This window comes from Pontibacterium sinense (assembly GCF_015209595.1).
GTDB classification, from domain to species: domain Bacteria; phylum Pseudomonadota; class Gammaproteobacteria; order Pseudomonadales; family Balneatricaceae; genus Pontibacterium; species Pontibacterium sinense.
Genome location: NZ_JADEYS010000011.1, coordinates 84843 through 111487, shown reverse-complemented (window position 1 = coordinate 111487; position 26645 = coordinate 84843). Strand labels below are relative to the sequence as shown.

Sequence of the window (26645 nt, the reverse complement as noted above, 5' to 3'; positions counted from 1 at the left end):
GAGCCGTTCTCCTTTATTTGCGGGGAATCTACAGGGAAATCTGATTTTTAATGGTTTGTGTTGAGTAGAGCACTGTTCAAGAGCGCATTCTTATCGCGTTATCGGGCCCCAATGGTTTAAAGAATTTTTGGCCTTGAAAGGGGAGTGCGACAACATGGCTAACCATACCCCCATTGCAACGGTTTCCGCAGTCACTGGCGATGCATATGTCCGTGACAGCGATGGCCAGTTACGTTTATTGGAAGTGGGTGATCAACTGAAAGAAGGGGATGTCATTTTACCTTCATCGGCAGGCAACGTTGAGCTGCTGATGGCTGATGACACATCGCTGAGTTTCGGTGACCCGGTAGAGGTTACTCTGACGCGGGAGATGCTTGCTGACCAGACGGTGATCGCGGAAGAGGAAAGTATCACTGATCCCTCGGTTGCTGCTGTCTTGAGTGCATTAGAAGCGGGACAGGATCCATCGCAAGTGTTACCTGCACCAGCGGCGGGTGCGGCCGGAGATGAGGGTCATAGTTTTGTGCGTCTGGCCCGAATCATTGAAAATGTAGAAGGGCTGGAATATGGCGGTCCTGGTTTTGAGGGGTTGCCGTTTGTCTTTGAAACCCCGGATCTGATTGATCTCGATGGGTTACCCCCTGTTGCTGTTGCTGATTCTGTAAGTCTTGATGAGGGCAGCAGCACGGTTATTGATGTCTTGGGCAATGACAGTGATCCAGATGATGATCTTGACCCATCTTCAGTGAATATCGTGTCTCTGCCTTCCAGCGGCATCGTCAATGTTGATCCCGTGAGCGGGGCGATCACTTATACGCCGGATGAAAATTATAACGGTCCGGACAGTTTCCAGTACACGGTACAGGATGATGAGGGGAATACCTCTAATCCTGCAACGGTGAGTATCAATGTGAATCCGGTTGCGGAATCTCCAATTGCTGAAGATGATGCCGTCAGTACAGATGAAGATAACGCGATCCAAATTAATGTTCTGGCAAACGATAACGACCCTGATGGGGAGATAGATCCGACGACCGTTACCATCACCAGTCAGCCGAGCCATGGCACAGTCTCCGTTGATCCGTCCAGTGGTGCGGTGACTTATGTCCCGGATCAGGACTACAACGGCCCGGACAGTTTTCAATACACGGTACAGGATGATGAGGGCAATACGTCTAATCCTGCGACAGTTAGCATCACTGTCGATCCGGTGGCTGATCCCCCAGTGGCGGTCGATGATGTAGTGACGACCGATGAGGATGTGGCGATAGCTATTGATGTGCTCGCCAACGATACGGATCCGGATGGGGATATTGACCCAACGACAGTGACAATCACTAGCCAGCCAGATAATGGCTCTGTGTCTGTGGATCCGGTCACCGGCGAGGTGACGTATACCCCAGATCCGAACTACAACGGTCCGGATAGCTTTAGCTATACCGTTGATGATGCCACGGGTATTACGTCGAACCCGGCTACAGTGGGTATTACTGTAGAGCCTGTAGCGGAACCGCCCGTGGAACCGCCTGTTGATCCACCAGAGCCCATTCCGCCTGTTGCCCTGGACGATGAAATCCTTACAGATGAGGATGTGTCGATTGATATCGATGTACTGGCGAACGACAGTGATCCGGATGGAGATATTGATCCGACGACGGTGACCATCACCAATCAACCGGATCATGGTTCGGTATCGGTGGATCCGGTCACCGGTGTTGTGACCTATACACCGGATCAGGACTATAACGGACCGGACAGCTTTGCTTATACCGTACAGGACAATGAAGGCAACACCTCGAATCCTGCGACGGTCAGTATTACTGTGGAGCCGGTGCCTGACCCTCCGGTGGCCGTGAATGACGAAGTCATTACGGATGAAGATGTGGCGATTAATATCGATGTATTGGCCAACGATACCGATCCGGATGGAGATATTGATCCAACAACGGTGACCATTACGTCACAACCCGAGCACGGTTCGGTATCAGTGGATCCGGTCACCGGTGTTGTGACCTATACGCCGGATCAGGACTATAACGGACCGGACAGCTTTGGCTACACCGTGGATGATGCAACCGGTACCACCTCGAATCCGGCGACTGTCAGCATCACAGTGGAACCTGTCGCCGACCCACCGGTGGCCGTGAACGATGCTGTGAACACCGATGAAGATGTGGCAATAGATATTGATGTCCTTGCCAACGATACCGATCCGGACGGCGACATCGATCCAACGACAGTGACGATCACGGAACAACCCGATCATGGTTCTGTTGCTGTAGATCCGGTGACCGGTGTCGTGACCTATACCCCGGATCAGGATTACAACGGACCGGACAGCTTTGGCTACACCGTAGATGACGCGACGGGTACGACCTCGAATCCGGCGACTGTTAGCATTAACGTGGGCCCATTAGGTGATCCACCGGTGGCTGTGAATGATGCTGTGACCACCGATGAAGATGTGGCGATTGATATCAACGTATTGGCTAATGATACGGATCCGGACGGAGATATCGATCCAACGACAGTGACCATTACGACTCAACCGGATCACGGATCTGTTTCAGTAGATCCGGTGACCGGTATGGTGACCTATACGCCGGATCAGGATTATAACGGACCGGACAGCTTTGCTTACACCGTAGATGATGAGATGGGTACCACCTCGAATCCGGCGACGGTCAGTATTACAGTGGATCCAGTGGACGATCCACCGGTGGCGGTGAATGATGCTGTAACCACCGATGAAGATGTAGCGATTGATATTGATGTGTTGGCCAATGATAGCGATCCGGATGGCGACATCGATCCAACGACGGTGACCATCACGGATCAGCCGGATCATGGTTCTGTTTCTGTGGATCCGGTGACGGGTGTAGTGACCTATACCCCGGATCAGGATTACAACGGGCCGGATAGCTTTGCCTACACAGTGGATGACGCAACCGGTACGACATCAAATGCAGCAACGGTCAGTATTACGGTTGATCCGGTAGCCGATCCTCCGGTGGCTGTGAACGATGTTGTGACAACCGATGAAGATGTCGCGATTGATATTGATGTACTGGCCAACGATACCGATCCGGACGGAGACATTGATCCAACGACAGTGACGATCACGGCTCAGCCGGATCACGGTTCGGTTTCAGTAGATCCCGTGACGGGTGTGGTGACCTATACGCCGGATCAGGATTACAACGGACCGGACAGCTTTGCGTACACCGTAGATGATGCCACGGGCACCACCTCAAACCCGGCGACGGTCAGCATCACCGTTGAACCGGTGAACGATGCGCCAGTCGCGGTCAATGATAGCGATACAACAGATCAGAACACGGCGATTGATATCGATGTGATGAGTAACGACTCTGATCCAGAAGGTGATCCAATTCAGATCAACAGCTTCACTCAGCCGTCGCAAGGAACAGTCACTCTGAATGTGGACGGTACGTTTAACTACACGCCAAATGGCACCTTTATTGGGCAGGACAGCTTCACCTATACCATCAAAGATGATTCGGGCGCGGTTTCAAATACGGCTACAGTCACCATTAATGTTGGGGAGGATCATGGTGTTGAACTGGATTTCACCGGCAGTGATGGCGTTGCTGTTTACGATGTTGGCTTGTTGTCGGTGGGGGATACCAGTGAAACGGCCAATGGTAGTTTTAAAGTGATTGCACCGGACGGTCTGGCATCAGTCACTATTGCTGGCGTGACGCTCACCGCCGCTCAACTGGCCACCGCAACGGTTATCACCCCATTGAGTGTGGTCAGCAATCTTAATGAAGAGCTGGTTGTCACCGGTTATAACGCAGGTACCGGAGATGTGTCGTACAGCTATACCTTGCTTAACCCGGTGAATCACGATCCAGGTAGTGATCTGGATAGCGTATCGTTTGTCGTCAGCGCACTGGATATTGATGGTGATAGCTCTCCTTCCGGATCGCTCATCATTAGTCAGATAGATGATCAACCCGAGATTCTTTCGATATCGGATGCGCATGGCTTGAACGGAGTAGGGCAGGTTTTGGGGGCTATTGATCTGGACTCCTCTGCCGATACACCCGAAAGTTTCAGTTGGGGTACGGTGAATACCAGTGTTGACCTGTATGCCAATGAAGAACCGATAACGATCACCAGTGATGCGGGTACTAAAACGGTGACAGGTAAGTTAGCCGACGATACAACCGTATTTACTCTGACTCTGAATGAGGATCTGAGCACGTATACCTATCACCAGTATATGGCTGTCCAAACGGTGGCCAGTGATGTGGGAATTGCTGCAAACCTCTCGGGCGGGAACACCAGCAGTTTCCGACTCTCCTCCAATGGCGCGCTCGAAGATCCTATTCAAACCCTGTTTTATGGGTATGAATATGAGGCAGGTAGCAGTGCTTACATTCGCAGTACAGTCAACACCAGCGCAAATACTATGGGGGTTGGAACGGGCCAGGATGTAGATGCAGATACTGATAAGGATGATCACCTGTTCATGAGCTTTGATCAGAACGTGACAGGTATGAGCCTGAAGGTGGATATTGTAGGGAACGGTACGGCCGATCTGAGGTATACGGTTTACAGTGTGAAACCTTCCGAATTGGAAAACCTCGGGGTTGATGGGTTTACCTATACTGCTCTGCCGGCTGGTGTCTCCAGCAATGTGGTCACCGTTTCGGATAACGACACCGTGACCATCAATGCATCTGACTTTGGTCTGGATGATTTTACATTTATCGTCTTTGAATCCGATAGTGGGGCATACAAATTGGTCCCTAACGAGCTGACAGTGAATTATCTGACTGAAGCTCAGGACTTCAATATCAGTGCCGGTATAAACGTGACCGACAGTGATCAGGACACCGACAGCGATACGATTGAGATCAACATGAGCGGTACGCTGGATGATCTGAACGGTGACGGTAGCAACAATGCATTGGGCGGTAATGAAGATAGCAATACCCTGAATGGCTTGGCGGGAGATGACCAGCTATCCGGTAATGCGGGTGATGACATACTGATTGGTGGAGAGGGTGATGACACGCTGATTGGCGGTGCCGGTTCAGATACCTTTGTATGGCAGCTTAATGATGGCGGTGTCGCAGGAACTCCGGCAACAGATACCATTACAGACTTTGATAGCAGCTTGCCTGCCAGCGGAGGGGATGCACTGAACCTGAGTGAACTACTTGACGGAGAAGGCGGAGGGGATCTGACCCACTTCCTGCACTTCGAGTTGAACGGGGATGGCGATACGGTGGTGCAGATCAGCACCGACGGTGACTTTGCTGGTGGCTTTAACGCCGGTGATGTGGAACAGGTGATCGTACTGGAAAATGTGGATCTGGTCAGTGCCTATACCGTCAACAACGTGGTGGATCAGTCGGCTTTGGTGCAGGATCTGGTGACCAACGGAACATTAATCACTGATCTTTAACCTGTTCAGAGGTTCTAATTAGCCCCGCGCGACGATGGCTGTTTTTTATTACAAACCATCGTCGTGCATACGATTTAAAACATCGCGCCATCTGCTAAGGCGTAACTGTGGCTTTACATCGCTTTGCTGGCCATTGATCCACATTGTAGAGTCATTAAAGCTGAACACGGGTTTTAATTCAGGGCGCTTGGATGCGGGTAGTATTTTACCCTGTAAGTTATCCAGAATAAGCGGGTCTGACTGTTCGTCCGGATAATAAGCCAACACCATGTGTGCTTGTTTTTCGCTATTATCTCCGATTACCGGATAAAGATTAACGTACGTTAACTTTAACTTGTTTGCGGGAATATCCAGCAGACGCAGAGAGATATATTTAGCGATGGTGAAGTCTTCACAGTCGCCACGTGCTCGGGCCAGCGTTTCAAGTGGTGTGGCCCAATAATCAGCCTTCTGCCAGATTTTCTTATCTTCGTCGTAGTATACGTGGAGGTTAAAGAACTTATTGATTCTTTGGAGTTTTTCCTGCTCAGGCAAACTGTAGCTGGCATCTAACAGGTGGCGCCAGCGACTCACTGAATCGGCTGCTAGATTGCCATAACGGCTTTCGGCCAGATTCTGGATATTACTCAGGCTTTCGAGATTTTCTACTGATGTATTGGCAACAACACTGGCTGATGCACCCAGAAGGAACAGCGAAAACAGACTGTTTGTTGCCCATGTACCGATTCTTAAACGCACAAATACTGCTCCTGACTAAACAACTGATCAGTAAACTGAATAAAGCCAAAAATGGTGCTAACAGAGAAAAATAAACTTCTGGTTGAAAAATGACCTGATGTTTCTTTGTTTATAGCGTCTCTGTTTACAATGGTGCCGCGACATCTGGTTAAATATCGGCCGATTCTATCTTTTCTTGAATAATTAATCCTCAATTTTTTAGGTGTAAAGCTGTCTTTACATACCACTGTCGTCTATCTTGAAATATACGACTGCTGGTTAAAATTTAATCAGTGGATTTTACCGATGATTTTGAAAGGCAGATTAGAAAATGAGCAATCGTTTATTTCTGGCTGCATTAGTGATCTCAGCAGCCCCAGCCTGGGCCGAACCCGTAAGTTCTCTTAACGATGCGATCTCTCGTTCGGTTGAAGGGAACCCCGAGGTGAAAGCCAGCTGGTACAACTTTGAAGCCTCAGAGGAAGAGCAGCGGGTTGGCAAAGGAGGGTATTACCCACGGGTGGACCTGAATGCGCAGATAGGGCATGAGCGTTTGGACCGAGATAACACATCCGACATCTCGTACGATCCTTGGAGTGTGCGTTTGAGCCTGACACAGATGTTGTTTGATGGTTTTGCGACGAAAAACGAAGTAGCACGCCTGAATCATGTCAGTAAAGTCCGCTTTTACCAGTTCCGAAAAACATCTGAAGATGTTGTGCTCGACACCACCCGGGCCTACCTCGATACCTTGCGTTACCAAAAACTCGTCGAGCTAGCGAAGGAAAACTACATTGAGCACCGCCAAGTTTATGATGATATCAAAGAGCGCACCGACGCAGGTATTGGCCGGCGCGTCGATCTGGAGCAGGCGACAGCACGATTGGCTCTGGCTGAAGCGAACCTCCTGACCGAAGCGACCAATCTGCATGATGTTACCGCCCGTTTCCAGCGAGTGATTGGCGAGCTACCAGCAGAACAGCTTGATGAACCCAGCCTCAAAACTGAGCTGATCCCTGTCACACGTAATGACGCACTGAACCGTGCGTATGTGATGCATCCGGATCTGAATGCCGCGACAGAAAATATGCTGGCTGCGCAAGCGGCACGTAAATCCAAAGATGCCGATATGTTGCCCCGATTGGACCTGCGCTTGCGTAAGGAAGTGGAAGACTTCACCGATGGAGTTGATGTCGAACGTGACGAAGAAGCGATCGAACTGTTGATGAGTTACAACCTCTATAACGGGGGTTCTGACCGGGCCCGTCAGCGTCAGTTTGATCGTCGCATGGATACCGCCTATCACGAGCGCCGTAAAGTCTGCCGTGACGTCCGCCAGCAAGTTGTGATTGCGCATAATGACATCAACAGCCTGACGCAGCAGGCGCAGTACCTCGATCGCAACCAGCAGGCGATTGGCAAAGCCCGCGATGCGTACCGCAAACAGTTTGATATCGGCCAACGTACGTTGCTCGATCTGCTCGATACCGAAAACGAATACTTCGAAGTCCGCCGTACCTACGTCAACACAGAGCATAATCTGAAGTTGGCACAGGCACGTACGTTGGCGGCCATGGGGCAGTTAGTGTCTTCCTTTGACGTTGCTGGCACTGCAGGTGCAGACGCGATGGTTAGCCATGCTGATGAGTCTGATGCCTTTGGACGCTGCCCACCTGAAACGCCGGTACAGCAGACATTCGATAAAGACGCCTTGATGGCGGGACTGATCAAAGAAGACGATAGGTTCCGGGAAATTGAAGGTAATAAACTTGCGTTTCGTATGGATGTGAAGTTCGCACTAAATTCGTCCTTGTTGGTTAACAAATACGATAAAGACATCAATGATGCGGCGGAATACCTGAAAGCGAACCCTGATATGGATGCCGTTATCGCGGGTCATACGGACTCTACCGGCACCGATGAATACAATCAGTGGTTATCTGAACGGCGTGCCGATGCGGTGTATAAGCGTCTGATTGATGACTACAGTATTGATCCTAAGCGGTTGACGGTGAAGGGTTATGGCGAAACTCAACCGATGGCGACCAACAAAACGGTAAGTGGAAGGAAGCTTAACCGCCGGGTAGATATGGTGATTGATAAGCCGAAGTAGTGGCTAATACGGCTCTATAAAAGCCTGCTTGGGACAGTGTGTCCGGCAGGCTTTTTTATGTTGGTTTACCTGAAATAGATGACGTTAAAGGTGTAGTTAAAAATGCATTTTCAGTTTAAATGTCCGGAATGTAATAGAGCGATCTATAACCGCCGGGTAAAAACCTGTGAGTTTTGCGGTTATCAGTTTCCAGTCGCACTGTTGTATTCAGAGGATGATAAAAAACGCTTGGATGAACTCGATAAAAAGGAGAGTCGAAAACGGGCGAAAGAGGGATTGAAGTTGGGTGGTTCTGACACCGGAAGTTTCATCGATGGTTTTGCAGACTGTGGTGGAGATTGAGTTGTTTTGATCGTAAAAAAATAGAGATGGATGTCGGCTGGTTCGTTGTTACGCTGCGCAGGTTTTACGAAAACTGAACAATACAGCCTTGCTGTTCATCAAAAATATATTCATAGGAGAGTGTGTTGGTTTTTGCAACTATATGAAATCTATGTGTTTTTAGTGGTTTTATAGAAGGTGAGGCGGAAAATATAATACATATGCGTTCACGTATACCTCTACGCATACCTGCAAACAAAACTAAGCACGCTAAATGTATACACGTTGTTATAGAAAAGAAGAACCGCAAAGAACGATTACCTATAACCCGGATCTTAACAGGTTTTTTAACTGTGGTATTTTGCAGTAATTATGATTTTTCACCCTATAAGAAACTTTACCAATTTCAAGGTGTGGCCCCCTTCGTAGAAGTTTTTGAACAGAACCTTGGATTTATCTGGCTTCATGTAAGGATTTATACAGATAGAGTTATTAGTATTTTGAACAATATCGATCGTTGGTGATTGTTCAGTAGAAGCCTTTAAGAGAGGTCAGTGCTCACGATCTTGATCGACTCCGGTATTACGATGTTCCTTGAAGTGATTTTAGGATATACCGATGCGAACCAATCAAATGCCTCTTTATAAGTCTTGTACGCTTCATCCTCCTGTTTCAGGTTTCACTCTGGTTGATCTGGTAGTCGTTATCGCATTACTGGGTATATTGGCATCTGTCGCATTGCCCCGATTTGTCAGTTTAGGTGCCGATGCCCGACGAGCATCCGTTGAGGGTGTTCAGGCAGCGATGGCATCGACCTCTACGATGGTTGCGGCCAAATCCATGGTCGAGGGCGTTAAAGATGGCTGGATCACCGTGGACGGAAATCGAATCAAGGTGACTGACGGATATATTGCCGGTCATTGGAACAACGCCTGGCGTTATGCACTGAATATTGGCAAAGAGATCGGTTACACCAGAACCAATCAATCCTGCACCCAAAATGCATTCTGTGGCGTAGGCAATCAAAAAAAGGCCAGTGGTTTACCTATCGCTACTTCAGGTCGGGGTCTGGTGATCGTTTGGCTTGAAGGAATGAAGATTTCAGATCATTGTTATGCCTATTATTACAACCCGAGTAATGGGGATGATCCGATTACCGGAACGGTTGTGGCCGGGTGTTAATGACACGTACACGGATAAGAATCGTTGTCCTCACCTAATCCCATAACAAAGGGAGGCGCTCAGCCTCCCTTTATACTTGTTGATCATTCTCTGCTTAGTACCTAAATTCGGATACCAGCGTTTGTAGTCGCTGCGCGATCAGCGCAAGCTCATCTGTAGATGAGCTGATGCGTGTGGATGCGTCCTGTGTTTCCCGCGCCCGTTCGCTGATGGTAACGACGTTCTGGTTAATCGTTTCCGCTACATCCGCTTGCTGCTCAGCGGCTTGTGCAATCTGCACCGTCATGTCGCTGATCGTGCTGGACTCACGTGTGATTTCATTCAGTGAGGTGCCGGCATGCTCTGCCTGAGCGGCGCTTTGTTCGGCATAATCGCGGCTGTTGTGCATGGAGGTTACCGCTTCGGAGGCGGCGGATTGCAGTTTGTTGATGACATCCTGAATTTCTGTTGTAGCACTCTGCGTGCGACTGGCCAGTTCACGAACTTCATCAGCAACGACAGCAAAGCCCCGTCCTGCATCGCCCGCACGAGCGGCTTCAATGGCCGCATTAAGTGCCAGCAGGTTGGTTTTGTCAGCGATATCGTTAATCACGTCGAGCACCGTTCCGATACTCTTGCTGTCCTGTGCCAGTTGTTCGATGACGCCCGCGGCTGTGTTCAACTGACTGACCTGATTGCGGATCGCATCAATGGTGGTGTCCACTTCATTTTTGCCCTGATCCGCAGCCTTGTCGGCGCTGTTCGCGGCGGTTGCAGCAGAGGCTGCGTTTTCTGCAACATCGGTAGCCGTTGCGCTCATCTCATTGATAGCGGCAGCGGCTTGATCGGTTTCATCAGATTGACGGGAGATAGCCAGGGCAGCGTCATTGCTGACATTACGCAGGGACGAGGCAGCGCTTCCGAGTTCATCAACGGCACTGGAAACGCCCGACACCGTTGTACGGATCTTCTCAACAAATCCGTTGAACCCCTCGGCCAGCGTCTTCAATTCAGTCGCGCCGGATTCAGGCAGAGAAACGTTCAGGTCACCTTCACCGGCACCGATCAGTTGTAGGTTTTCCGCAACGTTACGGATGGGGTGAACGACGGTGAAAATAGTGACGGCGAGTGCAATAATTGCCGCCAGCACGCCACCAACCGCGGCAGCGATAATCATCGTATCGGCGGTGGTCACCAAGTCATCGACTTTACTGATCTCTCCGGTGACCGCTTCTGTCCCTTTATTTTGAACATTTTCCAGCGCGGCCAATACGCGATCGATCAGTTTGCCCATGTCCTTACGTGATTCTTTAAAGGTGGTGAATTCAACCACGACCTGCACGTAAAGTTGCTGCATCTGCTGAAAGGATTGTTCCAATCCTTCTGATTGCTCAGACATCTCGTGATATTTGAGACGTTGAAGCACCCGATCCAGCGTATCGACTAGCTGCTTACGCTGCTCGTTCATAATCAGCATCTGTTCGGTCGGGTCTGCACCTTCAAACAGCTGTTGCAGGCTGTAGTTGCGCATCAGAACACCCACGCGTATTTCCGACAGCATCATATCGAGGTCGTTAAGCTCTTCTGATTTGCGACGATCCAGAAAATGCTCATCGGCTTTAATAAGCACGTCTTCCTGGGCAACGGCCACTTTGTCGAGTGTGTTGTTAGTGGCTTCCAGAAGCTGCATACGTTGTTCACGAATGGTTTTGAAATCACTGAGTAGCGACAGCTGTGAACCCCGATATTGGGCAATCAGGCTTTCTGTTTTGACGAGTACCTGTTCTTCGATCAGGCCGGTGCTTTTGATTGATTTCAGTGATGCGCGGGAGGCTTTGCGGGACTCCCTCAACATTTTTTTGCCTTGCTTGAGAGGGATATCGTTCGAGAGAATTCGTTCGGTGACCAGCATCTCTTGTTGCAGATTGATGGTTGTTTCCCGACCGCCGTCGGATACGTCTCTGGCCGGGCCTGAGACAAAGAGAAGGGAAGAGGAGACCTGATTCACACCAAAGAGACCTGCGCTGCCGCAGAGTATCAGGAGTATGATCATGGCTAAGAAGCCGACCCCAACCCGTATTCCTATAGATAAATTCATAGTACGTCGCCCGCATTGTCCATATGTTTTTGTTTTTTAATTATTATTTGAGCTTTTGACTGTAGATCAGAGGTCCAGAAAACGCCAAAGACGAAGACTGGTTGGTCTAATCCTTATTTCTAAAGCCTCACAATTACATCGACCAAAGTATGAATTTCATGAGTATTGAAATGACTTATCTGTCAGTGCTGTTGAATGGGTAAACTCTTTGACTTGGAGGGAAACGAGCAAATATGTGATGGGCAGGGGAAGTAAATGCGGTGCTTAGCATAAAGAACAGCCCCTCTGTGAGTAGGAGGGGCTGCTGTGGGAGGGCTTAAACCCTATATGAGAGTTTTAGATTTCAACACTCAGCGCCTTAACCGTTTCAATATTGATGTACTTATCGGTTGGCAGCTTATTGTCTTGCTGGAATTTGTTCACCGCGCTCATGGTTTCTCGACCGACAACACCATCGATGGCACCCGGGTTGTACCCTTTTGCATCGAGAGCACGCTGAATGTCCATAATAGTGGTACGAGTCATATTGGTTTCGCAGAGAATTGAACGCCACTCCATGAAACCTTCCTGATTAATCTTACTCAGGGATACCGTATCGTATTCAGCTGGGATCTTGATCCGTTTTTCTGCAGCAGGAGATACCAGCTTGGTTACTTTCACCGTTTCGTATTTAGCCGGAATATCTACCGTATTGGTGCTGGCTTTCTGCGTTACAACGGTACGTTGAATCGTTTCGTATTCAGCTGCACGTTCAGTCAGACAAATTTTGTTGCCTGTACGTGTGGAAGCAGGGTGGTGCATGTTATGCACTTCATGCCATACAAATCCGACATCGGCAACTTTCTTCGTAATGCTGATATCTTTGTATTTGGCAGGCACGGTATTACGGACTTCTTTCGCTTCAGATACCAGTTCTTGTACACGCACGGTGTCGTAAATTGCTGGGATCTCTACGGTACGGGTTGATGGTGCAGAAACCATCACGCGCTTAGAGATCTTTTTGAAGGTAGCGGGTACTTCAACCAGACACATAATCTCGCCCGTAGCTTCATCAATTTTCTGAATCGGACCGGTACCTTTCTTCCACACAGTGTGGGCCGGTACGTCGACAACTTCTTCCATGACTGTGTCGTATTGAGCTGGGATCTCTTCGATACGGGTGCTGGCTTCTTTCACCAGTACACGCTTTTCAGTCCAGCGGAATTTGGCTGGTACAGTTTCAACGACATCATATCCGTCTTTTACCAGCACGGACTCTTTAACCTTTTCAAATTGAGCAGGCTTGTAGTGCTCGTGGAAGCACATACCTGGCTGAGCCGCATCCAGATCGATACCATGCGCACTTGCCGCTTGCAGCAATTGCTTGCTGGCTGGCGCACTGCCTTTAGCCAGATCAACCAACCACTGAGTACCGGCTTCGCGAATCAATTTCTGCTCTGTTACCACATCATACTGAGCAGGAGTGACTTCGATCTTTTGGCTTGCGGGTTGTACCTGAACGGTTTCAGATTGCGCTTCGTAACGTGCTGGAATGATTTCTACACGCTCGCTTGCCTCTTTGACCAGTACTTTCTCTGTGTAGCTCTGATACGTTGGTTCGACCCAAACACGTGCATAACATTCGCCGGATTTAGCGTTTGGCGGAAGCAGATCGTTGATACCTTCTTTTTCTTTGGAAGCCGCCAGTGCGTTCTGCGCTTCAGCTTCACGGCGTGATACTTCACGCTCACGTTCCAGCAGTTCCTGATTACGTTGTTCTAGCTCAGTTGCCGAGTAAGGCGATAGTTGTTGTGATTTTGGGTCGTTCGCACTGCATGCAGCAAGCAATATCGAAGCAGAGAGCACGCTTAGCTTCATGGTGGTTTTACGGGTAATAGCCATGTTTTCCTCCTGAAAGTGGGCAATGTAAGGAGTACACTCCACACATTTTTACGCGTCAAAACTGACCTCGAACGTCTATGACGTAACTAGTTTTAGCGTGAAACGATAATAAGTATGATTTATTTAATACATAAGGCATAAGGCAAAAGGGTTAAGAGTGGGTATTCAAATGCTGTACGTTTCGACATATGTGCTGCATCTGGCAAAGGGTTGGTTCGAATACCGGTCCCACAGATCGGTTGCATGACATCGGAATGTGTTGATTGGTTAGCATCTGGCTTCTACTCGTCGATGAGTGTCTCATTGGTTATCTGAATTCATGCTGAACAAAGTGGAACTCTTGCGGTCTAAGGCGCGTTTTAATGGGGGAGTATCACTCTTGCCTTATTTCGACCAAAAAAAGGGCCGTTTAATAACGGCCCTTAGGGTTGGGGGACATTGCTTATAATTATGGGTTAGGCGTTGAGGACTTCAACATGATCACCATTGATGCGTACCGGGAAGGTACGCAACTGCAGGGATTCATCTTCCAGACACAAACCGCTTTTTAGTGCGTAGTGCTGTTTATACAGGGGAGAGGCAACAACAGGCTCTCCGTTTACATCACCGATCAGGCCACGGGCGATGACATTCGCGCTGCTGACAGGATCGTGGTTACACACGGCAAACAGGCTTTCCTCTTCACCGGGCAGATAAAAGAGTGCGATCTGTGCTTCATCTAGCTTGGCCGCGACGCCTGAAAAAGGCACCAGATCGTTCTGAGAGCAGAGTGTTTTCCAGTCGAGTTTCGTTGCAGTATTCATCTGTTATCTCCTTCTAATCTAAGGCTTAAGCCGGACGGATCTGATCGCGTTCGATGATATTAACGATCTGAGGATCGCCACCGTCTTCGTTGACGAAGGTACGGAAGCGTTTCAGTTTTTCTTCATCGTTGAGTGTCGCTTTCCATTCACATTCGTAGGTATCTACAACATGTGCCATCTGTTTCTCCAGTTCCTCAGCGATGCCTAGAGTGTCGTTGATGACTACATCGCGCAGGTAGTCGAGACCGCCTTCCAGATTGTCCATCCAGACAGAGGTACGCTGCAGGCGATCACCGGTTTTGATGTAGAACATCAATACGCGGTCGATGTACTTGATCAGGGTTTCGTCGTCCAGATCGGTCGCGAACAAGTCGGCATGACGGGGTTTCATACCACCGTTACCGCAGACATACAGGTTCCAGCCGTTTTCTGTGGCGATGACACCGATGTCTTTACTCTGAGCTTCGGCACATTCACGGGTACAACCGGAGACTGCGAATTTAATTTTGTGGGGAGACCGCAGCCCTTTGTAACGGTTCTCTAAATTAATGGCCGTACCGGCACTGTCTTTGACGCCATAGCGGCACCAGGTGCTACCGACACAGGATTTAACTGTACGCAGGGACTTACCGTAGGCGTGGCCCGTTTCGAATCCGGCGGCAATCAGCTCTTCCCAGATCAGTGGCAGTTCATGTAGCTGTGCACCAAACAGGTCAACTCGCTGACCGCCGGTGATTTTGGTGTAGAGGTTGTATTTCTTTGCCACCTGACCCAATACGATCAGTTTGTCCGGGGTGATCTCGCCACCAGCGATACGGGGAACGATGGAATAGGTGCCGTTCTTCTGCATGTTCGCCATGAAGGTATCGTTGGTGTCCTGCAGGCTGACATGCTTTTCATCCATGATGTGCTCGTTCCAGCACGATGCCAGCATGTTGCCAACCGCGGGCTTACAGATGTCACAACCCAGACCTTTGCCGTGCTTGCCAATCAGTTCATGGAAGCTGCGGATGCCTTCGACACGGATGATGTGGTAGATCTCTTCACGGGTATGCGGGAAGTGTTCACAGATGTCGGTATTTACCTCGACACCCCGTTTTTCCAGCTCACAATCGACAACCGATTTCACCAGTGCGGCACAACCACCGCAGCCTGATGCGGCTTTAGTTGCGTCTTTAACCATACCTACATCGGTTGCGCCGTCATCGATGGAGCAGCAGATCTGACCTTTAGTGACGTTCAGACAGGAGCAGATTGTTGCGGTATCAGGCAATGCATCAGGCCCCAGCGCGGGTGCAGAGCTACCGTCCAGTGCTGGCAGAATCAGGCTTTCCGGATGTTCGGGCAGTTCGATGCCGTTCAGGGCGTACTGCAACAGGGTGTCATACTGCTCACAATCACCCACCAGCACCGCGCCGATCAGGGTTTTCTTGTCTTCAGAGACAATGATGCGCTTGTAGCTGGCGGTGTTGTCATCGGAGTATTTGTAGCTGATCGCACCGGGTGTCATGCCGTGCGCATCGCCGATGGAACCGACATCCACACCCAGCAGTTTCAGCTTGGTGCTCATATCCGCACCGGTAAATTCTTCAGTGCCGCCCAGCATGTGGGAGACCGCTGTTTTTGCCATGGTGTAGCCCGGCGCAACAAGACCAAAGATTCGATTATTCCACAGGGCGCACTCGCCGATGGCGTAGATGTTTTCATCGGAGGTCTGGCAGTGATTGTTCACTACGATACCGCCGCGCTCGCCTATCTCGAGTCCACTCTGACGGGCAAGTTCGTCCTGGGGGCGAATACCGGCGGAGAACAGTATCAGGTCTGTCTCCAGCTTTTTGCCGTCCGCAAAATTCATACAGTGTTTTGCGGTTTCGCCCTCATCGATCAGCTGGGTATTTTTATTAGTATGTACTTTTACACCCAGGCCTTCGATCTTGTTGCGCAGCAGCTGACCACCGTCTTCATCCAGCTGCACAGCCATCAGACGGGGGGCAAACTCCACTACGTGGGTCTCCAGACCCAGATCACGCAGGGCTTTTGCCGCTTCCAGACCGAGCAGACCACCGCCCACGACTACGCCCACTTTGGAACCCTTGGCAGCGGCTTCAATCGCCTCTAAATCCTCAATGGTGCGGTAGACCAGACAGTTTTCCCGCTCATGGCCAGGAACCGGGGGAACAAACGGGTACGAGCCGGTCGACAGTACCAGTTTGTCGTAATTCAGCACGTCACCGTTGGTCGCGGTCACGGTTTTATTCTTACGGTCGATTTCGACCGCTTTTTCACCGATCAGGACGTTCAGGCCCCAGCTGTCATACAGCGCCGGTGTACCCATGGCCAGATCATCGGCACTTGAACCGTCAAAGTAGGCACTCAGATGTACACGATCATAGGCCAGGCGCGGTTCTTCACAGAACACGGTGATTTCGTATTGTTCGGCAAAACCGGACTCCACCAGACTTTCCAGATAGTGGTGTCCCACCATTCCGTTACCAATCACTACTAATTTCTGTTTACTCATGGGAGAGGTCCTCTTAAGAAGCTGCCGCAAGGGTTGTGCGCTCTGTGTCGGTGCCTGTGGCACTCTTTTTCTCGCTGAAAGCGCGGCCAAAAATGATATGTGGGCGGATTGCCCGGGTATTCTGTTTGTTCTGGATCAGGTCGAAGTACCAGTTACCGTCCTGCACTGCGCCGTAGAGCACGGTGCCGACCAGCTGGTCGTTGCGGAATAGCAGCTTTTTATAGGTGCCGCGCAGACGGTCGTTAAAGATCACTGCGTCGGTATCGTCGCTGTCCAGATATTCGCCGGCAGAATAAAGATCGATGCCGGAGATTTTGAGTTTGGTGGCCGTAGGGTTTACCTCGAAACGGTGGCTGCCGTCATCACAGAGCAGGTTGCTCAGGACACGGGTCTGATCCCAGATCGGAGCAACCAGGCCAAAAGTGTCATCGCCGAACTGACAGCATTCGCCCAGGGCGTAGATATTTTCATCGCTGGTCTGCATGCAGTTGTTCACGTGCACGCCACGCTGGCATTCAAGCCCTGCGCGTTCTGCCAACTCTGTGTGGGGTACGATGCCGATCGCAATAACCACCTGCTGTACGTTCAGTTCGCTGCCGTCGGACAGGCTGACCGAAGAGATGTGCTGAGCGCCCTTAAAGGCGGTGACCTCTTTGCCCAGTACGATGTTGATGCCACGGCGTTCCAGCTCAGTCTGCAGGAGTTTGCCCGCAGCTTCGTCCAACTGACGGTTCAGCAGCCATTCTCCACGGTGCAGTACAGTGACATGCACACCCTGTTTACGCAGGCCATAAGCCGCTTCCAGTCCCAGTAAGCCGCCACCGATAACTAAGGCGTGTTCGCTGTTGTTGGCGTGGCTTTTAATGCGTTGTACATCACGCATATTGCGGAAACTGAGAATGCCGTTCAGAGAGCAGTCGCGTGCTGCTGCGGGCAGTGCGGGTTCTGAACCCGTCGCCATCACCAGCTTGTCATAGTGGGCGGTTACGCCGCGCTGGCTGGTAACTGTTTTGTTCTCACGATCAATACTGACAATCGGGTCGTTGGTGTGCAGTGTGATGTTGTTATTGGTAAACCAGTCGGCGGTGTGGATAACAATCTCTTTTGCTGTCATCTCTTCGGCAAGCACGGGAGAGAGCATGATACGGTTGTAGCTACCGTGTGGTTCCTGATCGAACACGGTGATCTCGTACCGGTCTGCATCCAGCGCGGTAATCTCGCTGAGCAGCCGTCCAGTCGCCATGCCGTTGCCGATAATGATCAGATGCTCTTTCTTCATCGTTACGCCTTAACCTTCACACGGTTGCCAAAAAAAAAGCGCTCATCGACCAACCGGTCGGGAAGGGCCGGTGGTTGATGAACGCCGTTGTTCATTCGTTAAAACTAAATTTTATTTTTAAACGGTATATAGCAGATAGGGTGCCAGGTTTTTTAACATGTTGTTTTTGTTGGGTATATTTGTTTTTTGGTACTGTCTTAGGAGTATTCGCACATAGCGAAGGGGCTTATATGAACTAAAAGCGTGCACGGAGTTGGGCGGGGTGCACCAGATTGTGCGGAGGGGAATTGGTATCAATGAGGGGCAAAAACTAGGGCGGTCTGCTTTCGGTACACAGTGGACATCAGAAACAACTATCCCAAGCCGTACAGATCGTTGGTTTTCGACAACAGAGCGGATATCACTAGATTGTTGTATTTGTCATCTACTCTCCAGCCCTAAACGAATCAAACTAAGAGGGCCATCAATACAATTCGACGACAAATTATCTGGATTGCACTGAATAGCTAAAGCGACTCCATGCATGTAATCAACTAATAGATCCTGAGCCTGAGTAAAAGCTGATTGTGAAAGCTCAAGCGGAGCCAATATTATTGCTAAACGCTGATTGAATACCTGTGCTGGCCCAAACGCTTTTATGGATAGCAAGGTCTCTAACAGTCCTGGATGCGTTCTCAGCAATTCCAAGTAACTTTTACACAACTGCTCCAGCTCATCTTGCCACTTTCTACCTTCTTTGGGATCGTAGATATCCTCGATCAACGAGATCGTCAGTGCCTCAAGAAGTACAGATTTACTTGAGAAATAGTGATAAATGGCCATTGGGTCAACTCCCAAAACACTAGAAACCTGACGAATACTTGGAACCTTACCGTTCTCCTGCATCAGCCTTCGTGCACTTAAAACAATAAGTTCGGCAGTTAATTGACTTTGATCTTGGGCAGGACGCCCACGTTTCCTCGCCTTGACAGCCATTACAAAACCTCGATAGCATATATATTCTACATTGTAGAATATTAATTTGAGCAAAGAGTTAATACAAGCTCATCTTGATCCAATTCCAGTTTTTGCAAGGCTTTGTTGTTAGAGGGTTTTATGTCGAAGATCGTGTACATCGCTACCAGCCTAGATGGTTACATTGCTGATAAAGATGGGGGATTGGGCTGGCTTCACAGTATTCCAAATCCAGATAACCTTGATTTAGGCTGGGTTGATTTTATGGAAAAAATCGATGCCTTGATTATGGGGAGAAATACATTTGAGACCGTATGTGGCTTCGATGTGGAATGGCCTTACCCTATGCCTGTCTTTGTACTTAGTGACACAATGACTTCTATTCCAGAGGCGTATAGTGATAAAGCAGAGATAATTTCAGGCTCATTATCTGAAGTTGTTGAATCCCTGAATCAAAGAGGTTTTACCGACTTATATGTTGATGGTGGCAAAACTATCCAGAGCTTTCTGGATGCCGACATGATTGACGAGTTGATCATTACACAACTACCGATACTGCTGGGGGGAGGCGTGCCGCTCTTCGGGACTTTGGCTGAACCATTAGCATTTGAACATATCAGCACCCAGGTTCATTTGGATGCTTTGGTTCAGACCCACTATCGACGCAAGCGATAATTTGGCAGTAAATGACGTCAATTGGTTGATCAAAGCTATCCAACATCGTCGATTCAAATGTCCGCTTCCGGCTGTGGATTCAATGGATCACTCAATCATTCTGCGACGGAATCCAAAAGCTCTCTAGGAGAATATTTCTCCATCTTTGTTATCTGCCGCACATGCGCGCACCATCTCAGCCATGATATGGCCAGCGGTGGTCAAAGGATGGTCCTTAGACCACGCCAATAGTGCAGTGCGGGTCAGCTCAGGATCAACAATATCTGTAGAAGTAAGCATATCTGCCAACAGCTCAGTCTGGCACAGAGCGGCTGGCATGATAGAGCAACCAAGATTTCGACGTACCAGCGCCAATTGGATCATCAGGGAATCCACTTCGATCTCCACGTTCAACGGGATACCTTCCCGAAATGCTTGCTGCTCCAACATGTCCCGGAGGTTATGAGGGGCCTTGGGGAGGATTAACGGTAGTTGCAGTGCCTGCTTCAGGGAGAGTGAGCTGTATGCATCAAGTCCGATCTGCGGATGGGCAATGACAGCCAACTGCTCTTGCCATAGTGGCTCGGTGCGCAAATTAGGGCTGATGGTACCGTCAAACAACACACCCAGATCGATACGTCCTGCGAGCAGTTTCTGTTCCAGTGTCCCTGAAATGAGTTGTTCTACTCGTAACTGTACATCGGGATATTCGGAATGGAACCGCTGGACCACCGGACCGGCCAATCGTAGACCGACACTAGGGGGAAAACCAATGCAGAGTTCTCCCCTTACAGTGCCCTTTATTGCTGCTAATTCGCTGCTAATTTTCTCCAGTTCGCTGATGACTGATTGTGCCCGTTGTGCCAACAAACGCCCTGCATCGGTAAGGCTGACCCCGCGTCCGGTCCGTTGCAGAAGGCGCATTCCGGCTTCCTCCTCCAGAATTTTTAATTGCCGACTGAGCGCAGGTTGGGTCAAATTTAGACGTTCGGCAGCCTTACTGATGCTGCCAAGTTCGGAGATATGTAGAAAACTGCGTAGATGTTTAGAGTCCATTCTTAAATGATATAATAAATTTTAATATCTGAAAGAATTATTAGGATATAGATTAATATCTCAGCTTGGCAATAATACCCAGACCGAACCGCAAAAGAGGGTATCGAGCCAATGCACCTCAAGCCCAATGACCCTAGCTTTCTGTTCGTCCTGATGGCGACAATCGCGCTGTCGTTCAAGGGAATACTAGCCAAGTTCGTTTTTGCCGCTGATACTGACGTGGATTTTCTGATGCTGGTACGTTTTGCCATCGCCGTTCCATTATTTTGGATCGGTGCGCGCGTTGTATATGGGGCAACAGGAGGTATTGATGGTAGACAATGGGGACACTGCGCGGGGACCGGGACCTTGTTTTTCCTCGCTACTTATTTTGATTTCACGGCTTTGTCTTATATCGATGCCGGATTATCACGATTGATTTTGTTTACATTTCCACTGTTTGTGGTGCTGATCGCTGCACTAATGGAACGGCGTTTACCCACCGGACAACATTTGGTTGCCTTTACCGTGAGCTATAGCGGCCTGCTGTTGGTCGTGTCGCCTCAGGGGGATACCCCGCTGTCTAGTGAGACCCTTAAGGGGATCGTTTGGGCGTTGGCGGCATCTGTTACCTATGCGTTCTATCTGATCTACAGTCAGATGATTTTGAAGCAACTTAGTTCCAGTCGCTTTACTGCCGCGAGCAACACCGTCACGTTGATATTAGTGGTATTGTTTCTGGCGGGTAGCGGTAGGGGTTTTACCATGGAGTACACCCCAGAGGGGGCTGGGTGGAGTGTGTTGATCGCCACAGTCTGCACGGTGATCCCTTTTTTTCTACTGTATGAAGCCATCAAACGGTGCGGAGCTCGTCGTGCTAGCTTGGTCTCCCTGTCTGGACCTGCCATCACCTTGTTGTTTGCGTGTTTGCTATTAGGAGAAACCTTGGACGCAACCCAGATGTTGGGTGTAGCAATCAGTATCGCCGGTCTCTGCATGTTGGAAATGAAGTCCTTTCCAACCCGCTTTCCAAAACTGGTGCGGAAGCGAAAACGTTGTTGAGGTCGCAAGGATAGCAGTTGGATGTTATGGCTGGTTGCCTCCATTACGCCATTGGCAATGTAAGTAGCGTTTAACTATTTCCGCTTTAGGCATCAAGGCAACGTCCCTTGCCACGCACGCCTAGTTATACGCCATGCACTACCCTGTCCGGAAACGTAACTTTTTATTCCACCCCTCGTCGTTGGCGGCACTGGGTGTAGTTGGCAGAACCCGTGATGAAAAGTCCCTTGGAGCATCCAGGTGGCTGGATGGCGAAGCTGATACCATCCACCGCGAAAAGAAGGAAATCATGAAAACAACTCTACATGCGTGGGTGATTATTGCGGTCGTCATGTGCGTCGTATCCCCGGCCTTTGGGCAAATCGGTCAGTATTCATCTGACGGCCTTGAGCAGTTAAAGGCAGACATCCAGGCGATGATGGACGAGGCGGGTATTCCGGGTGCCTCGGTTGCTCTCGTCACGGGTGACGAGATTGTCTGGGCCGGCGGACTGGGTAAAGCCGACGTTGCCGATAACGTGGATGTCACGGCTGACACCTTGTTTCGCATAGGCTCGGTCACCAAGTCGTTCACTGCGCTGGCCCTGCTGAAGCTTGTGGAACAAGGCCGGCTGAATCTTGATACCCCTATTCGCAAGCTGGTTCCGGAACTCGAATACCAAAACCCCTGGGCGGAGACGCATCCGATCACCGTGGCGCACCTGTTGGAGCACACCACCGGGTTTGATGACATGCATTTTGTCGAGATAGGCAAAATGGACGACCCCAACATCACTCTAGAGGCTGGACTGGCCTTCCATCCCCATTCAAGAACCAGTCGATGGCCACCCGGAACCCACATGTCTTACGCAAATTCCGGGCCAGCGATAGCCGCCTTAGTGCTGGAAGCAGTGACTGGGCAGGAGTTCGAGAGCTATGTGAAGGAGCATGTGTTCGAGCCTTTAGGCATGGCCAATACGACCTTCAAGATTCCCCGAGAAGGTGTGCTGGCCAAGGGCTACCAGGCTAACGGAGAAACCGAGTCGATCTACGAACACATCATTGTCCGGCCATCGGGAGCGATAAACACCTCGGCTCTCGAAATGAGTCATTACCTACGCATGATGATCAACCGAGGCCAACTCGACAGCCTCCAGGTTTTTCGTTCTGAAACCATAGCGCGGATGGAACGGCCGACCACAACCCTGGCGGCGAAAGCCGGTCATGACTTCGGCTATGGGCTCGGGAATCACGCGTCCATCATGGGCGGACATCAGTTTCACGGCCACGGTGGTAGCATAACTGGTTTTATAGCGACGACCGCATACTCACCTGAGTTAGATGTCGGCTATTTCGTGTCGATCAACAAACTCGACGGCAAGCTCAACGACATTGCTGAGCGCATCGCGGAGTTTCTAATCGCGGCCCGGGTTCCCACCAAAAAGCCATCCGTTAGACTGGACGCCAGCCAGCTCCAGCGTGTCACGGGGTACTATCAGGCGGTGACGCCGCGCACCCAGATCACGAACTTCGTTATTAGGTTCGTGTGGCTGAGACACGTATGGATGGAAGAGGGGCGTCTGTACGAAAAGCCCTTGTTGGGGAGCGAAAAAACGGAACTGATCCCGGTCAGCGAAAACAGCTTCCGCACAGAAGATCAGCCCGTTGCAACGCGCTTTCTGGTTACAGACGAGCAGGGAGCCACCTATCTACAAAGTGGCTTTGAAGGCCAGATGCGTAAGATATCCGCGCTATGGGCCTGGTTTCAGCCTATTGCCACAGGCTTAGCTCAGTTGCTTATGCTCTCCTCACTACTCTTCGGCCTCGTCTGGTTGGGCGCGCGACTTTTCGGCAAGATGATATCAATACCTACAGGCGTGGTGTTGCCCCCATTCCTCGCTTCGCTCAGCCTCTACGGTTCACTTACATTGACAGTGGTAACGCTGACAGATATCCACGTCCTGCTGCGCATGTCAGTCTCGACTCTGTCGTTATTCCTTGGCACGCTCGCGTTCACTCTGATTAGCCTTTATTTGGCTATTAGGCTGTTTCTCCCGGCACAGGGGGGGCTCCTGTTGCGTAACTGGTCGCGCCTGGTGTCGATCGCCTGTATCGGCACCGCGATCTTTTTGATAAGCGAGGGCTTGATCGGTGTGCGACTGTGGTCCTACTAATACTGGCCCGCAGACGAAGGGGGTTCGTATGGACGTGCAACCTAAGCTGAGACCGACGAGCTGAAAAGGCTATTGGCGGTAAAGGAGCTACGAAAAGCGTATAACGTTGCGCTCTGGAGCAAACCGAAACGTAGCGTAGGCTTATCCCTGGCAGTACTTTGTTTAAGTCTCTTATTACAACAACAAGCCTTTTCTCGGGATTTCAGTTGAACTCGCTGCTTTTCATTCGCATTCTATTATCTGCGGATCTGTTTCCCAGCCCACGGACGCACTGATCTTAGGTCCTCAGCATTTGAATCACCCGAACGACATTTGCCAACGCAAAAAGCATGGCGAGTTTATTGTCGTTCTTCCGCATTCTCCTGAAGCGAGCCTTGGTAAAGCCGAACTGGCACTTGATGATACGGAATAGATGTTCCACTTTGGCACGAATACTCGCCTTTAAATATTCAGAATGGATCGGTCTTGAAGTTTCCGTCTACGGAACTCACTCGATGAGGCGAGCCAAACCAGTGCTGATCTATAAACGAACTAAGGACCTCAGGGCCGTGCAGCAGCAGTTCCTGGGGCACAGTAATCTGGAAAGCACCGTCAGTTAGCTGGGAACTGACGTAGAAGACGCTTTTGGGAAATGGCAGAGCAGACTGAAGTATGACGCTAATGCGGTAGAGACTAAGGCTGTCGCTTAACGGCACAAACCAGACTTTCCCAACAATCTGGTTTTTATTTTTGCTGGTGATCCTCCTTAACTCGCAGCTAACCCCCACATTAGGTCTGCAAGGAATAACATACGTGACCAATCAGATATTGGCCCAAGACTATATGTTGGCAATTATTCTTCTCTAAGTCTAAATTTTAGGTTGTCTCTGAAGCTGACACAGAGTGAGAAGGTGCTTATGGAATTCATTACCAAAGGCGAAACGATTGATTGCATTCGTATTATCAAAGATAAAGATTCGGGTAAGGAAACCCAAATCAATGTGGCCTCATTCAATGCCGGAGTTGACCGAGTCCCTCCCCATGTAGCGGCAGAACTATTCATTGAGGAGGTAAAAGAGCTTGTGTTATGGCTAGAGGATCGCAAGAAACTACAGTCCAAATTAGAGATGCAATCCATAGAACACACTATCCTGGAATCACTTCCGCTCCTGCTCTGGCAGTCAACTCAGGCGCTTAAAGATGTGGATCAGCTGGACTTAATGCTCTTTCGTTCAATCAGCGAAAGGTTGGAAGAACTATCCGAGGCGCTAGATAACACTGAGCGTTTTACCGCTCCTCACAAAACTGGTTCGACGCAGATGCAAAATAGCGAGGAGCAAAAAGAAAGATTGGATACAATCAAGAAGGACATCGAAAAAAACGAATAATGTCCATACTGAACCGCGCTGACGGTTTTTCGCGTCCTTTTTTGAACGTTTCATTAATGCTCGTGGCTACACACCACAACCGTTGTCTGATCTGGAAATAGTGAAGCTTTAATGTAGGGTGGGGAACAGTGATTGTTTGAGGGAACAAAATAAAACCATGCTCCCAGCAGTTTTAAATTGAATTAAACCAATTTAAAACTTACAGAGGACGGATGTTCTCTGCTTGTGGGCCTTTTTGACCTTGAGTCACAGAGAATTCAACCTGCTGGCCTTCCTGAAGGCTTTTGAAGCCGTCGCCAGCATTTGCGCTGAAGTGGGCAAAAACATCGGGTCCGGATTGTTGTTCGATAAAGCCAAAGCCTTTCTCATCATTAAACCATTTAACTGTGCCAGTCGTCCTATTAGACATAATTTGTATCCTATTTTTTTTTGGAAATGAGTGAACCGCCTGAAGCAGGCAAAAAAATGCAGGAATTTTTACGTTGTACTTATGAAAACAGGACGAGGAATTGAGAAAAACGTCGAAATGACGTGCATAAATAGGTAATAAAGCATCAGGCCGGTCAAATAACATACAGAAAATTAGTCTGGGGCAAACTATTTCTATCCTGTTGCTCGGGGTTCGAATCCCTCCGGGTGCACCACGTTTTCTCCATCTACCTCCCTGTTATAGCTGGCCTATCCATCTGAGCCAAAGGCGCACTCCAACACTGTTTGTGGGGCGTATTCACCGGATGGTCACACTATAGTCCAATGCCATACCAATAATTACTGTGACCGTTTTTCCTCCGGCGAACGGGGGATCACGTAACTATGATGAGGTCTAGTGGTCATATTTCTGACTATTTTGAGCAGCTTTCTCTTACTATTGATGACCGCTTTGGGTCGTAAACCGACTTCTTTACCCAGTGACCAGCAGTTAGCAGGTTGTAACGACCTGGGTGGTCGCTTAACGGCACGGAGCGGACATCCTCTAAAATAGCGTAATATTCTGCTAAAGTAGGGGTGATAATGGGTGAACCTATTATGATCTTCGTACTATTTTCGATCTTTGTTTAGGGCATAAAAAACATCCCCATTCTTCCCG

17 protein-coding genes and 1 pseudogene are annotated in these 26645 nt (G+C 49.7%); 8 read left to right on the top strand and 10 right to left on the bottom strand.

What is annotated here, in order from left to right; translation table 11 throughout:
• The first annotated feature begins 154 nt into the window (after window positions 1–154).
• The gene (locus IOQ59_RS12180) at window positions 155–5440 is read left to right on the top strand and encodes a retention module-containing protein (protein ID WP_193953653.1); all 5286 of its coding nucleotides are present in this window, start codon (window positions 155–157) and stop codon (window positions 5438–5440) included.
• Between the two features lie 48 nt (window positions 5441–5488).
• Here the strand turns inward: IOQ59_RS12180 and IOQ59_RS12175 are convergent, their stop codons facing one another.
• Complete coding sequence (locus tag IOQ59_RS12175; protein ID WP_371871863.1) at window positions 5489–6178, bottom strand: transglutaminase-like cysteine peptidase; 690 nt, start codon at window positions 6176–6178, stop codon at window positions 5489–5491.
• Window positions 6179–6488: 310 nt separating this feature from the next.
• Here IOQ59_RS12175 and IOQ59_RS12170 point away from each other — a divergent pair, with 310 nt between their 5' ends.
• From IOQ59_RS12170 to IOQ59_RS12160, 3 genes are all read left to right on the top strand, one after another.
• On the top strand, window positions 6489–8270 hold the full coding sequence (locus tag IOQ59_RS12170; protein ID WP_193953652.1) for a TolC family outer membrane protein: 1782 nt from the start codon (window positions 6489–6491) through the stop codon (window positions 8268–8270).
• 102 nt (window positions 8271–8372) lie between these two features.
• Entirely contained in the window at window positions 8373–8612 is a 240-nt protein-coding gene (locus IOQ59_RS12165) for a hypothetical protein (protein ID WP_193953651.1), read from the top strand.
• Window positions 8613–9209: 597 nt separating this feature from the next.
• Entirely contained in the window at window positions 9210–9773 is a 564-nt protein-coding gene (locus tag IOQ59_RS12160) for a pilus assembly FimT family protein (protein ID WP_193953650.1), read from the top strand.
• A 94-nt stretch (window positions 9774–9867) separates the two neighbouring features.
• Here IOQ59_RS12160 and IOQ59_RS12155 read toward each other — a convergent pair whose 3' ends face one another.
• The 6 genes from IOQ59_RS12155 to IOQ59_RS12130 form a co-directional block, all read right to left on the bottom strand.
• Window positions 9868–11850 (bottom strand): methyl-accepting chemotaxis protein, encoded by a 1983-nt coding sequence (locus IOQ59_RS12155; RefSeq protein ID WP_193953649.1) that lies wholly within the window; start codon window positions 11848–11850, stop codon window positions 9868–9870.
• A gap of 336 nt (window positions 11851–12186) precedes the next feature.
• The gene (locus IOQ59_RS12150) at window positions 12187–13731 is read right to left on the bottom strand and encodes a peptidoglycan-binding domain-containing protein (protein WP_193953648.1); all 1545 of its coding nucleotides are present in this window, start codon (window positions 13729–13731) and stop codon (window positions 12187–12189) included.
• A gap of 455 nt (window positions 13732–14186) precedes the next feature.
• On the bottom strand, window positions 14187–14534 hold the full coding sequence (nirD, locus tag IOQ59_RS12145) for a nitrite reductase small subunit NirD (protein WP_193953647.1): 348 nt from the start codon (window positions 14532–14534) through the stop codon (window positions 14187–14189).
• Between the two features lie 25 nt (window positions 14535–14559).
• Window positions 14560–17055, bottom strand: a complete 2496-nt coding sequence (nirB, locus tag IOQ59_RS12140) for a nitrite reductase large subunit NirB (RefSeq protein WP_193953646.1) — start codon at window positions 17053–17055, stop codon at window positions 14560–14562.
• Window positions 17056–17068: 13 nt separating this feature from the next.
• A complete protein-coding gene (locus tag IOQ59_RS12135) occupies window positions 17069–18334 on the bottom strand; it encodes an NAD(P)/FAD-dependent oxidoreductase (protein WP_193953645.1) in 1266 nt (421 codons plus the stop codon).
• Between the two features lie 420 nt (window positions 18335–18754).
• Window positions 18755–19309, bottom strand: a complete 555-nt coding sequence (locus tag IOQ59_RS12130; protein WP_193953643.1) for a TetR/AcrR family transcriptional regulator — start codon at window positions 19307–19309, stop codon at window positions 18755–18757.
• A 120-nt stretch (window positions 19310–19429) separates the two neighbouring features.
• On the opposite strand from IOQ59_RS12130, the gene IOQ59_RS12125 reads away from it, so the two are divergent.
• The gene (locus IOQ59_RS12125; protein ID WP_193953641.1) at window positions 19430–19963 is read left to right on the top strand and encodes a dihydrofolate reductase family protein; all 534 of its coding nucleotides are present in this window, start codon (window positions 19430–19432) and stop codon (window positions 19961–19963) included.
• Between the two features lie 123 nt (window positions 19964–20086).
• On the opposite strand, the gene IOQ59_RS12120 is transcribed toward IOQ59_RS12125, so the two are convergent.
• On the bottom strand, window positions 20087–20998 hold the full coding sequence (locus IOQ59_RS12120; RefSeq protein WP_193953639.1) for a LysR family transcriptional regulator: 912 nt from the start codon (window positions 20996–20998) through the stop codon (window positions 20087–20089).
• Window positions 20999–21109: 111 nt separating this feature from the next.
• On the opposite strand from IOQ59_RS12120, the gene IOQ59_RS12115 reads away from it, so the two are divergent.
• Together IOQ59_RS12115 and IOQ59_RS12110 are read left to right on the top strand one after the other, a co-directional pair.
• On the top strand, window positions 21110–22039 hold the full coding sequence (locus IOQ59_RS12115; RefSeq protein WP_193953637.1) for a DMT family transporter: 930 nt from the start codon (window positions 21110–21112) through the stop codon (window positions 22037–22039).
• Window positions 22040–22172: 133 nt separating this feature from the next.
• Window positions 22173–24191 (top strand): serine hydrolase domain-containing protein, encoded by a 2019-nt coding sequence (locus IOQ59_RS12110; RefSeq protein ID WP_193953636.1) that lies wholly within the window; start codon window positions 22173–22175, stop codon window positions 24189–24191.
• Window positions 24192–24468: 277 nt separating this feature from the next.
• Here IOQ59_RS12110 and IOQ59_RS12105 read toward each other — a convergent pair.
• Window positions 24469–24651: pseudogene (locus IOQ59_RS12105) on the bottom strand (transposase); the annotation flags it as partial.
• A gap of 436 nt (window positions 24652–25087) precedes the next feature.
• Here IOQ59_RS12105 and IOQ59_RS12100 point away from each other — a divergent pair.
• A complete protein-coding gene (locus IOQ59_RS12100; RefSeq protein ID WP_193953634.1) occupies window positions 25088–25558 on the top strand; it encodes a hypothetical protein in 471 nt (156 codons plus the stop codon).
• Between the two features lie 199 nt (window positions 25559–25757).
• Here IOQ59_RS12100 and IOQ59_RS12095 read toward each other — a convergent pair whose 3' ends face one another.
• Window positions 25758–25967, bottom strand: a complete 210-nt coding sequence (locus tag IOQ59_RS12095; protein ID WP_193953632.1) for a cold-shock protein — start codon at window positions 25965–25967, stop codon at window positions 25758–25760.
• Window positions 25968–26645: the final 678 nt, after the last annotated feature.